Origin of the sequence: Mesorhizobium sp., assembly GCF_004963255.1 — a bacterium.
In the GTDB taxonomy this organism is placed as follows: domain Bacteria; phylum Pseudomonadota; class Alphaproteobacteria; order Rhizobiales; family Rhizobiaceae; genus Mesorhizobium.
Window position 1 is genome coordinate 54,086 of sequence record NZ_SUGA01000032.1, and the last position, 10,530, is coordinate 64,615.

The 10,530-nt window shown below is 66.3% G+C and carries 10 protein-coding genes and 1 pseudogene; 3 read left to right on the forward strand and 8 right to left on the reverse strand.

Going from position 1 to position 10,530, the window contains the following annotated elements; translation table 11 throughout:
* Positions 1 to 142: 142 nt before the first annotated feature.
* From E5X34_RS25640 to E5X34_RS25660, 5 genes and pseudogenes are all read right to left on the reverse strand, one after another.
* Positions 143 to 505, reverse strand: a complete 363-nt coding sequence (locus E5X34_RS25640) for a hypothetical protein (RefSeq protein WP_292570581.1) — start codon at positions 503 to 505, stop codon at positions 143 to 145.
* Between the two features lie 89 nt (positions 506 to 594).
* On the reverse strand, positions 595 to 2,712 hold the full coding sequence (locus tag E5X34_RS25645; protein ID WP_292570584.1) for an EAL domain-containing protein: 2,118 nt from the start codon (positions 2,710 to 2,712) through the stop codon (positions 595 to 597).
* A 92-nt stretch (positions 2,713 to 2,804) separates the two neighbouring features.
* Positions 2,805 to 2,954 (reverse strand): annotated as a pseudogene (locus E5X34_RS25650) (amidohydrolase); the annotation flags it as partial.
* Between the two features lie 34 nt (positions 2,955 to 2,988).
* The gene (locus tag E5X34_RS25655) at positions 2,989 to 4,185 is read right to left on the reverse strand and encodes a diaminopropionate ammonia-lyase (protein WP_292570587.1); all 1,197 of its coding nucleotides are present in this window, start codon (positions 4,183 to 4,185) and stop codon (positions 2,989 to 2,991) included.
* Positions 4,186 to 4,404: 219 nt separating this feature from the next.
* Positions 4,405 to 5,112, reverse strand: coding sequence for an SDR family NAD(P)-dependent oxidoreductase (locus tag E5X34_RS25660; RefSeq protein WP_292570590.1), 708 nt, complete (start codon positions 5,110 to 5,112; stop codon positions 4,405 to 4,407).
* Between the two features lie 358 nt (positions 5,113 to 5,470).
* On the opposite strand from E5X34_RS25660, the gene E5X34_RS25665 reads away from it, so the two are divergent.
* Positions 5,471 to 5,812: a hypothetical protein gene (locus E5X34_RS25665; RefSeq protein ID WP_292570592.1), complete on the forward strand. Its 342-nt coding sequence runs from the start codon at positions 5,471 to 5,473 to the stop codon at positions 5,810 to 5,812.
* 110 nt (positions 5,813 to 5,922) lie between these two features.
* Here the strand turns inward: E5X34_RS25665 and E5X34_RS25670 are convergent, their stop codons facing one another.
* Positions 5,923 to 6,522 carry a YdeI/OmpD-associated family protein gene (locus E5X34_RS25670; protein WP_292570595.1) on the reverse strand — a complete coding sequence of 200 codons (600 nt, stop codon included), beginning with the start codon at positions 6,520 to 6,522 and terminating at the stop codon, positions 5,923 to 5,925.
* A gap of 142 nt (positions 6,523 to 6,664) precedes the next feature.
* Here E5X34_RS25670 and E5X34_RS25675 point away from each other — a divergent pair, with 142 nt between their 5' ends.
* The gene (locus E5X34_RS25675; protein WP_292570598.1) at positions 6,665 to 7,402 is read left to right on the forward strand and encodes an SDR family oxidoreductase; all 738 of its coding nucleotides are present in this window, start codon (positions 6,665 to 6,667) and stop codon (positions 7,400 to 7,402) included.
* 24 nt (positions 7,403 to 7,426) lie between these two features.
* On the opposite strand, the gene E5X34_RS25680 is transcribed toward E5X34_RS25675, so the two are convergent.
* Together E5X34_RS25680 and E5X34_RS25685 are read right to left on the reverse strand one after the other, a co-directional pair.
* Entirely contained in the window at positions 7,427 to 8,359 is a 933-nt protein-coding gene (locus tag E5X34_RS25680; RefSeq protein ID WP_292570600.1) for a LysR family transcriptional regulator, read from the reverse strand.
* Between the two features lie 6 nt (positions 8,360 to 8,365).
* Positions 8,366 to 9,268 (reverse strand): S1C family serine protease, encoded by a 903-nt coding sequence (locus E5X34_RS25685; protein WP_292570603.1) that lies wholly within the window; start codon positions 9,266 to 9,268, stop codon positions 8,366 to 8,368.
* 222 nt (positions 9,269 to 9,490) lie between these two features.
* Here E5X34_RS25685 and yghU point away from each other — a divergent pair, with 222 nt between their 5' ends.
* Complete coding sequence (yghU, locus tag E5X34_RS25690; protein WP_292570606.1) at positions 9,491 to 10,360, forward strand: glutathione-dependent disulfide-bond oxidoreductase; 870 nt, start codon at positions 9,491 to 9,493, stop codon at positions 10,358 to 10,360.
* Positions 10,361 to 10,530 lie beyond the last annotated feature (170 nt).

Genomic DNA, 10,530 nt, shown 5'->3' on the forward strand with positions numbered 1-10,530 from the left:
CGGACAGTCAAGCCAAGACCTCATGTCCCGAGCGAAGCGTTTCACGGGAAATAACCCGGTTGTCCTAAGAGTTCGATAGAACGATGGTTCGCCTTTTAACGATGAGCCGCGCTATCGCCTTGGTTTGGCTCAACGCCGAAGCTCAGTCGTCGCCGCCGCCACCGCCATCGCCGCCGCCGCTGTCCCCGCCGCCGTCATGGCCGCCGCTGTCGCCGCCGCCATCGTGGCTGCCACCGTCGCCGCCCTCGTGGTCCTCGCCCTGGTGATCGCCGTCCTGGTCGCCCTCATGCGAGCCGGAGGCGGCGCTGTCCCCGCCATGCCCGGCATCGTCATTCTCGGCGGCCTCTTGGTCGTCGCCGACACTGGATGTGTTGATCTCGTCATCGTCGGCCGTCGACGCCGTCGTCAACCCGCCGCCATTGTCCGAGCCCGCATCGGATGGCTGCGTGGCTAAGATGCCGAGCAGGCCGATTGCGGTTGCCGCAAGCAAGGGAAGGGTTTTCATACAGGCGCTCCGATCCGGTTGTCGTAGCGCATCTTTGCCGCGCCGGATTACAGCGCCCTTAAATGAGTGATTTCAATTTTAGCAACTTCTTATTTTCGACCCAGCCTGGCATGCGGCCGTTCCTGCGACATCGAGCCGCCGGCGGCTCTAACCACGATCGCCGCCAGCGGTTCGGGCCGGTGCAGGAAATAACCCTGGCCATAGGCGACGCCCATGCCCATGAGGATCTCCAGCGCGTTTTTCTCCTCGACCTTTTCGGCCACCACGGCGGCGCCCATCGAGCGGGCGATGCCGGCGATCGCCGAAACGATCTCGCGGTCGAAGCGGCTTTCGGCGATGTGCTCGACGAAGGAACCGTCGATCTTGATGGCGTCGATGGGGAAGCGCCTGAGATACTCGAACGAGCTCATGCCGGCGCCGAAATCGTCGAGGCTGACGCGACAGTGGCGGAGCCTCGCCTTGCGCACGAACTCGGCCGCCGCGTCGAAATTGGTTACGGCGGCGGTTTCGGTGATCTCGAAGCCGACGGCCGACGGCGGCGCGCCGCTCTCGGCAATGGCCTCGTCGACGAAGTCCCATAGATGCGGATCGGAAAGCGTCTGCGCCGACAGGTTGAAGTCGAGCGCGATGGCGCCCGCGCGCATCGCCTCGCCGTGGCGCGTCAGCGCGGTGCGGATGATCCAGCGGTCGAGCCGCGCGGCAAGGCCGAAACGTTCGGCGACCGGCATGAAATCGCCGGGCGGGATCATCGTGCCGGTGCGGGCCTCGAGCCTGGCCAGCACCTCGACGTGGCGGCTGTCCTCCCACGGCAGGCCGAGCCGATGGATCTCCTGGCCGAACAGCTTCAACCGGCCATCCTCCATCGCGTCGACAAGGTCGGCGGCCAGCCGCGCGGCGTTGAGCCCGCCGGCGCCGGACGTCGTGTCGGGCGAGAACACGGCGAAACGGTCGCGGCCGCCGGCCTTGGCGGCGTAGCAGGCATCGTCGGCGCAGGCGAGCGCATCGGCCACGCTCATGCTGCGGTCGCGCACGAAGGCGATGCCGATGCTGGCAGCAAGCCTGCGCGAGGTGACCGCCGAGCCGAGATCGGCATCGCGCACCGCAGCGAGCACGCCGCGGGCGATGCGCTCGGCGCAAGCGTCATTGCAGTTCGGCACCATCAGCGCGAATTCATCGCCGCCGAGGCGCGCTGCACGCGCCGACGCGGGCAGGCTGGCGAGGATGCCCGCCGCGACGCTCTTCAGCGCCAGGTCGCCGGCGGCATGACCGGCATAGTCGTTGAGCGCCTTGAAGTAGTCGAGGTCGACGTAAAACACCGCCAGCGGCAGGCGCTCGACCATGGCGATGTTCTCAGCGAGCAGCCGGTCGAAGGCGGAACGGTTGAGAAGGCCGGTCAGGGCATCGTGACCCGCGGCGAAGGCGAGTTCCTCGGCGCGCATCTTCTCCTCGGTGATGTCGCGCACGGTGCCCAAGATCTGCCCGGCCGAGCCGACGCCGGCAACGAAACGCACCAGCGACTCGACGTGGCGGATCTGGCCGTCACGCAGGACGATGCGGTATTGCGAGGCGACGACGCTGTTCGAGCCGGGCTCGATCTGGTGGGCTCGCTCGGTGGCGTCCTTGTCGTCGGGATGAAGATAGGTGTGCCACAGGTCTGCCATCACCTCATCCGTGTCGGCAACCAGGCCGAATATCTCGCGGGTGCGGGCGTCCCAGTAGCTTTTCCGGGTGCCGATATCGTGATGCCATATGCCGGTGCCGCTGGCGGCAAGCGCGAGGCGGAAGCGGACGTTGACCTGCTCGAGCGCCGCCTCGGCTTCTTTCTGGCGGGTGATGTCGGTCTGCACGCCCATCAGCCGAAGCGGCTTGCCGTCGGCGTCGCGCTGGACAATGCCGCCACGGTCGAGAACCCACACCCAGTGGCCGTCCTTGTGGCGCAGGCGAAGCTCGGTCTCGATGGAATCGACAAGGCCCGCAATATGCCGGTCGCCACTTTCCTGCGCGCGCTGGCGGTCGTCGGGATGGGTAAGCTTCAGCCAGAGATCGGACGTGTTGGCGAGCTCGTCCGGCTCATAGCCCAGCATCTTCGACCAGGTCGGCGAATAGTAGCAATCGCCGGTCGACAGATTCCAGTCCCAAAGGCCCAGATAAGCGCGATCAAGCGCCTGCGCCCAGAACTTGCCGTTGCGTTTGTTGTCGTCCGCCATACTTTGTTCGTGCCACCCGGTTCTGGCAGTATTGCAGGAAAGCAAAGAAGAAAGAGTTACCGGGATGTGTCGTTGCCAACGGCATCGGCCAATACCGTCCTGGCCGCCGCAAGCGCCTTGTCGACAAGCGCCGCGTCGTTGATCAAGGGCATGAACTCGCGCGTGTAAACCACTTTGACCGCGACGTTATATGCCCGCGCAGTGCCTTCGGCGATGCGGCGCATCTCTTTCTCGATCGCGGCCCTCCGCCCCGAGGTGAGCGAACCGGAACTGCTCTCAGGCAGTCTGCAGGAAGACCTCTTCGGGCGCCATCCCAACCAGCTCGGCAAAACGGCCATGGTCGGTCGCGCCCTCCGAGTTGATGACCAGCGCGCGCGAACGCCTGTCGAGGCCGAGCGCCGCGCGCATGCGCCTGTCGCCCGCGGCGCGGACCAGCCCGGCGAGGCCTGCTCCGCCGCTCTCGCCGGAGATAATGGCAGGGTCGTTGCCGAGCGGTCGCGCCAGCCGCTTCATCACGGCGACCGCATCCTCCTCGTCCACCGTCATGAAGGCATCGCCGACGCGCGCCAGCACGCGCCAGGCTACCAGGGACGGCTCGGCGCATTCGAGCATCGTCATGACCGTCGGCTCCTGGTTGGCGATCGTTGCCGGACGGCCGGCCTCAGCCGAAGCGTAGACGCAGGCCGAGCGCTTCGGCTCCACCACAACGGCCTTCGGCCGCCTGGAGCCGAGCATGACCGCCATATGGCCGGCGATCGCAGCCGCGAAGCCGCCGACGCCGGCCTGCAGGAAGACATGGGTGGGAGGTTCGGGCAGGCGCCGCAGCGTCTCGCGCACGATCACCGTATAGCCCTGCATGACCAGGCCGGGGACGCGCTCATAGCCGAGCCAGGAGGTGTTGGAGACGATCTTCCAGCCGCGCTCGGCGCCGACGCGCGCGACCTCGCGCACCGCATGGTCATAGCCGCCCTCGACCTCGACGATCTCGGCGCCTAAGCGGGCGATGGCCGCGACGCGCTCGCGGCTTACGCCGGCATGTACGAAAATCACCGAACGCGCGCCGACAAGGCTGGCGCCCTGGGCGACCGAGCGGCCATGGTTGCCGTCGGTGGCGCAGACGAAGATCATGCCGGACGCGATCTGGCGCACTCTGGTGTCGTTTATCTCGCCGATATCGACGTCGCGACCGAGCCACTTGCCGGCCTCCTCGAGCACCAGCCGCATGACGGCATAGGCGCCGCCCAGCGCCTTGAAGGAGCCAAGGCCAAGACGCTGGCCCTCATCCTTGACATGAAGCGCGGCGATGCCGAGCTCGCCGGCCAGCGCCGGCAAGGCGCGCAGCGGGGTCTCGGCACGGTCATCGCGCGCCTTGAGGTAGCGCTCGGCCCGCTCGCCTCCCGCCATGCCGAGCGACTCGGCATCGGCGGTAACCAACGGCTGGTTGTGTTCTGGGCGTTGGTTGAGAAGCAGCATGCTAGTCTTCCTGCGAGGCACTGAATTCTGTCGGCGGGCGCGATTCTGGACGCTTTCATTGGCTAAGTGATTGAAGTTTGTTTCGATTGGATGTCGCCGGATGTTCGTTTCGGAAGGCTCGACACCGCCGACTTGACTATTTTTGGGGGTATTTCGCTTCGGTTGCAGGGTGCGGGCGTGGAGGTGCCGGTGGGGTAAGCGGAGCCGAAAGCCGACAATTCACCACGGCAACCGCTTGCCATCGCGAAAGAAGCCGCCGGTCGGGCCGTCGTCGGGCAAGGTCGCGGCCCAGACGATGCCGGCAGCGCCTTGCGCCACCGGGCGTCCGCCCGGTCCGCCCATGTCGGTGGCGACCCAGCCTGGGCAGATCGCATTGACGAGCACGCCCGCGCCACGCAGCTCGGCCGCCAGGATGCGGGTCAGCGCGTTGAGCGTCGCCTTGCTGGTGGAATAGGCCGGCGCGCCGGCGCCCATCGAAGCAAGCGAGCCGCCTTCCGATGAAACGTTGACCAGCCGGCCATGGCCGGAAACGCTGAGCAGCGGCGCAAAGGCGGCGGCGACGCGCCAGGCGCCGAAGACATTGGTCTCGAAGGCCTCGCGGATCACTGTCCAGTCTGGCTGGAGCGCCCGCCCCGACGGGTCGTAATGGATCGCGGCGTTGTTGACCAGAACGTCGAGCCGGCCAAAGCGGCGCTCGACCTCTGCCGCGGCGTGCGCGGCGGCATCATGGGCGGCGACATCGAGCGCGATGGCCTCGACCTTGCCGCCGAGCTTCCTGGCCGCCGCCTCGCCCTTGGCGACGTCACGCACGCCGATGAGCACGGTGAAGCCGAGTTCCGCGAGCTGGCGGGCCGTTTCCAGGCCGATGCCACGGTTGCCGCCGGTGACCAGTGCCAGCTTGCCGGAGTGATTTGTGCCGCCGGTCATTGCTCCAGCTCCCTTGGTTCCTTGCACCGCCTGCAACATCGCATCGAGCGGGCGGTTTGATTAGGGCGAAAAGTTCGCAATCATCATGCGACGCGGCTCAAGAGTGGCGCCGAACCAGTCGGATACGGCACCGCGGCAGCGTGAATCGCACAGGCAAGCGCTGCTTTGCCCGGCCGCCTTGCGGCCACCTCCCTCGCCCGCATGGAGGCAAGTGCCTCGCCGGACACAAACCAGAAACAAGATTCAATAATCCGGAAAAACTCGCGAAAAAACCCGCTGTCATAAACGGCATCGCAGCAGCCGAACGATTGCGGCGCGCGACAAGAGACATCGATCGAAACCCAAGGAGTTGCCGATTATGAAAAAGACCCTTCTTTCCGCACTCGGCCTTGCCGTCGCGCTCGCTTTCGCGGTGCCGGCGCTGGGCACCACCGAAGCCAACGCCGCCGCGACGACCACCGCCACCACGACGACCACGACCACTGCTCCGGCCGCCACCACCGAAGCTGCGAAGCCGGCAGCGACCGCCGCCAAGCCGGCCAGCAACGGCCCGCACAAGAAGCGTCACCGCATGCATCACCACGCCCGTAAGCATCATCACGTGAAGAAGCACGCGAAGCATCATGCCAAGAAGCATCACGTGAAGAAGCACCACGTGCGCAAGCACCATGCGAAGAAGCCTGTTGCGAAGAAGGCGTAAGGCCAGAGACGTTTCGAACTTCAGAGCCGGATGATCCCGGACCGCTTCCAAAGGGTTCAGGATCATCGCTTCCCGAAAACGCCGCCCTCCCTTCCGGGCGGCGTTTTTGGTTATTTCTTCTTCTGCGGATGGATCGTCTCGCCGCGCGCCAGCATCGCCACCAGATCGGCGATCTTCTTCTTGCGCCCCGCCTCCGTCTTCATGTTGCGGGTGCGGAAGGCGAGCGCGAAGCGGTTCTGCGCCGAGAGCTTCTCCAGCATCGCTTTCGCCTTCGGCTCGGCATCGATCGCGCCCTGCAGGTCGGGCGGAAGGGTCATCTCCTTCGAGCCGGCATAGGCACGGTCCCAGCGGCCGTCGGCCTTGGCAGCCTCGACCTCGCGCAGGCCGTGCTCGGTCATGCGGCCCTCCGCGACCAGGCGCGCGACATTGTCGATGTTGATCTTGCTCCAGATGCTCTTTTTACCGCGCGGCGTGTAGCGCTGCAGGAAGCTCTTGTCGTCGAGCGACTTGCGTACCGCGTCGATCCAGCCGAAGCAGAGCACAACGTCGACCGCCTCCTTCGGCGTGATCGATGGGAGCCCCGAGCCGACCTTGTGGATCTTGATCCAGACCTCGCTTTCGGAGGCGTGATTGTCGGCCAGCCAGGCGTGGAAGCTTTGCGCATCGGGGAATTCCCGGACCTTGTCCGGATCGACCTTGATCGGGGCCATTGTTGTTCCTCCTTGCGCGGCGCCGGAACTGCTGATCTCCCCGCTCGTGGGGGAGATTGGCTGTACCATCATCGGGCCTTCCGATACCACTATCGGTTTCTTCCGTTTCCGCTTCGCGGGTTGGCCTGCCACATGACCGTCCATGCAAAGGAAAGGCATGGACATGGAGAAGATCCTGATCGTCGGCGGCAGTTCGGGCATGGGGCTGGCGCTTGCCAGGCGCTGTCTCGAGGAAGGCGCGCACGTCATCGTCGCCGGGCGTGGCGAAGCGAGGCTGAACGCGGCGCGGGATGGGCTCGGCCGGCCGGGAGCGTTCGAAACGGCGGTGGTCGACATCAGCCGCGAGGATGAGGTCGCGGCGCTGTTCGAGCGCATCGGGCGGCTCGATCATATCGTCAGCACCGCGGCCGCGATCGAGGGCGCCTACCGGCTGTTGCCGGAGATCGAACTTTCAGCCGCGCAACGCGTGGTGGAGAGCAAGTTCTACGGCCCGCTGCTGCTTGCCAAGCACGGCGCGCCCACGCTGCCGCCGACCGGCTCGCTCACCTTCGTCTCCGGTATCGCGGCCTACCGGCCGGCGGCGCGCGGCTCGGTGGTCGCCGCCGTCAACGCGGCGCTGGAGGGGCTGGTGCGGGCCTTGGCGGTCGAGCTGGCGCCGATCCGCGTCAACGCCGTCTCACCGGGCTGGGTCGACACGCCGATCTGGGAGTTCGTCGTCGGCGAGAAGAAGGACGAGACGCTGGCCGCGATGGCGAAGCGTCTGCCGGCCGGACGCGTCGGACGGCCTGAGGACATCGCCGATGCAATCCGCTTCCTGATCGGCAACGGTTTCACGACGGGAGAGACGCTGCATGTCGAGGGCGGGCACCGGCTGGTGTGACCGGCGCAAAGCCGCCTGCAGCGGCTATTTGTTTTTCCGCAATTCCGGACGGAAAACCGTTGCACACTTTTCCTGGAATTGCTCGAGCAGCGCCTTCAGCGCCGGCGGCTGGACGCGGCGACGGCGCCAGACCATCACGATGTCGGCCGAGCGGACGGGGCCGGGCCAGGCGAGCTCGGCGACCTTACCGCGCTCGATTGCGGCGGCGACCGCCAGCCGCGGCACGAGGCCAAAGCCGGCGCCGGCCGCCACCAGTCCGGCGATGGCGTCGATGCTGCCGGCTTCGGCGGCCAGCCTTGGCTTGCCAACTCCCGCTTCGCCGAACGCCTTGTCGACCATGGCGCGGTAGACGCAGCCGGTCTCGGTGGCGACGAAATGCTTCTCGGCCAGCGTCGCCAGATCGACATCCACATGGTTGTCGCCGGGCGGGGCGATCAGCGCCAGCGGCTCGACCGCCACGACACGCCTGGCAAGACGCTGGTCCGGCGCTTCGGTATCAAGCTCGGCGGGCCGTTCGAAGCAGAAGGCGACGTCGATCTCGCCATCGCTGAGCCTGCGCAGCAACTCGCCGCTGCCGGCGATCCGAAGCTTGATGTCGATGCCGGCATGGGCGGCACGGAAACCGGCGAGCCATGGAGCCAGCCTTGCCGAGGCGATCGTCTCCAGGGCGCCGATCGACAGGCTGCCCACCGTCCCTGCCCCGGTGGCATCGACGGCGGCGCGCGCGTCATCGGAAAGCGCCAGCAGGTCGTCGGCATAGGGTTTCAGCGCCTCGCCCGCCGGCGTCAGAGTGAGCCCCTGCCGCGAGCGGGTGAACAGGCTGGCGCCAAGCTCGGTCTCCAGCGCCTGGATCTGGTCGCTGACGCTCGACTGGGCGAGATTGACCTCCTGCGCCGCGCGCGTGACGTTGCCGGTGCGCGCGACCGCGAGAAAGGTCTTCAGCAGCCTTGGATGCATCCGGCGCTACTGCAATTGCGGCTTCTTCAGGAAGGAATTGCGGTCGGCTGATTTCACGCGCAGCCAGGTCTCGCGGCCGTCACGTACGACGCGCAGCGGGATTTCCGAGCCGGCCGGGTTCTGCCAGAGTTTCCTGTAGAAATCGGCCAGACCGTCCACCTCACCGTCGCGCACGTCGGAGATGATGTCGCCCTGGCGCAGTCCGGCCTTTGCCGCCGGACCGCCTTCGGCGACGCTCATCACCACCACCATGCCGTTCGACTCGGCCGAGAAGGCGCCGAGCCACGGACGCGGCGCCTTCGCCGCCTGGCCGCGCTTGATGAGATCATCGAGGATCGGCGTCAGAAGATCGATGGGCACCACCATGTTGATGTCGGCCACCTCGCCGGCGCGGCTCATCTGCAGCCGCAGCGAGCCGATGCCGAGCAGCTTGCCCTCGCGGTCGAACAGCGCGGCCCCACCCCAGGACGGATGCGCGGGGGCGATGAAGATCGCCTCGTCGATCAGATATTCCCAATAGCCGGCGAATTCCTGCTTGGTGACGATGTGGGCGTCGACCTGCTGGCCGATGCCGTCGGCAAGCGTCACCGCGTCGCCGATATTGGCCTTCCTGGCATCGCCGAACTGGACAGCCGGAAGGTTGAGCGGCGACAGCGCCTGCACGAGGCCGAAGCCGGTCTCCTGGTCGTAGGCCAGCGCATGCGCGGCGACCACGCGGCCATCCTGGTCGGTCAGCCACACTTCCTCGGCCTCGGTGATGAGGTAGCCTATGGTCAGCACAAGGCCGTTGTCGCGGATCACCACGCCGCTGCCCTCGCGGCGCGTGCCCAGCGCATTGGCGGTGAAAGCGTCGTCCGGAACCGTGGCGCGCACGGCAACGACGGAGCGCGAAATTTTCTCGACGGTCATCGATCCATCCTGCGTTGCGGGTTTTGTTCTATAAGTATGGCCGAAGGAGCGCCGCGCAAGGGTGGATTTTCCCGTTGCGGGGCTGGCACAAGCGCTAGTTCAACGAAGGTTGAACTTTTTTCTTTGACGCGCGCGCAACCGCACCTAAGTCTATCGGCATCGTGGCAGATTTCCCGCCCTTCACGAAACGCTCCGCCCCGCGCGAAACACAAGGCCTCTGACATGGACCAATATATCCCGCCGAAAGTCTGGACCTGGAACAAGCCCAATGGCGGCCAGTTCGCTTCGATCAACCGGCCGATCGCCGGCCCGACGCATGAGAAGGAGCTGCCGGTCGGCAAGCACCCGCTGCAGCTCTATTCGCTGGCCACGCCCAACGGCCAGAAGGTGACCATCATGCTGGAGGAGCTTCTGGCGCTTGGCCACACGGGCGCGGAATACGATGCCTGGCTGATCAAGATCGGCGACGGCGACCAGTTCGGCAGCGGCTTCGTCCAGGTCAATCCGAACTCGAAGATCCCGGCGCTCATGGATCACAGCGAGCCGAAACCGGTGCGCGTGTTCGAGTCCGGCTCGATCCTCACCTATCTCGCGGAAAAATTCGGCGCGTTCCTGCCCACCGAGCGCGCGGCGCGCGCGGAAACCTTCTCGTGGCTGTTCTGGCAGATGGGTTCCGCGCCCTATCTCGGCGGCGGCTTCGGCCATTTCTATGCCTATGCGCCGCAAAAGATCGAATATGCCATCGACCGCTTCGCCATGGAGACGAAGCGGCAGATGGACGTGCTCGACCGCCGGCTGGCGGAGAGCGAATATCTCGCGGGCCCCGATTACACGATCGCCGACATGGCGGTGTGGCCCTGGTATGGCGGGCTCGCCAAGGGCCGCAGCTACAACGATGCCGCGCAGTTCCTGTCGGTGCATGAATACAAGAACGTGCAGCGCTGGGCCGACGCGATCGACGCGCGGCCGGCCGTGACGCGCGGCCGCATGGTCAACCGCATGTCCGGCGATCCGGCCTTCCAGCTGCGCGAGCGCCACGACGCCAGCGACTTCGAGACGAAGACGCAGGATAAGCTCGAAGCGGCGGAGTGAGGCGTTGAAGCTGCTGATCTCCCCCCTCGTGGGGGAGATGGCCGGCAGGCCAGAGGGGGGCCCGAAGGATCGCGGGCCTCTGGTGTTTGCGTCGGCCACTGTTGGGCAAAAGATTTGGTAGTGTGCTGAGAGTTCTGCAAATTCGCTGAGAGAGGGCGGTCATGGCAGGC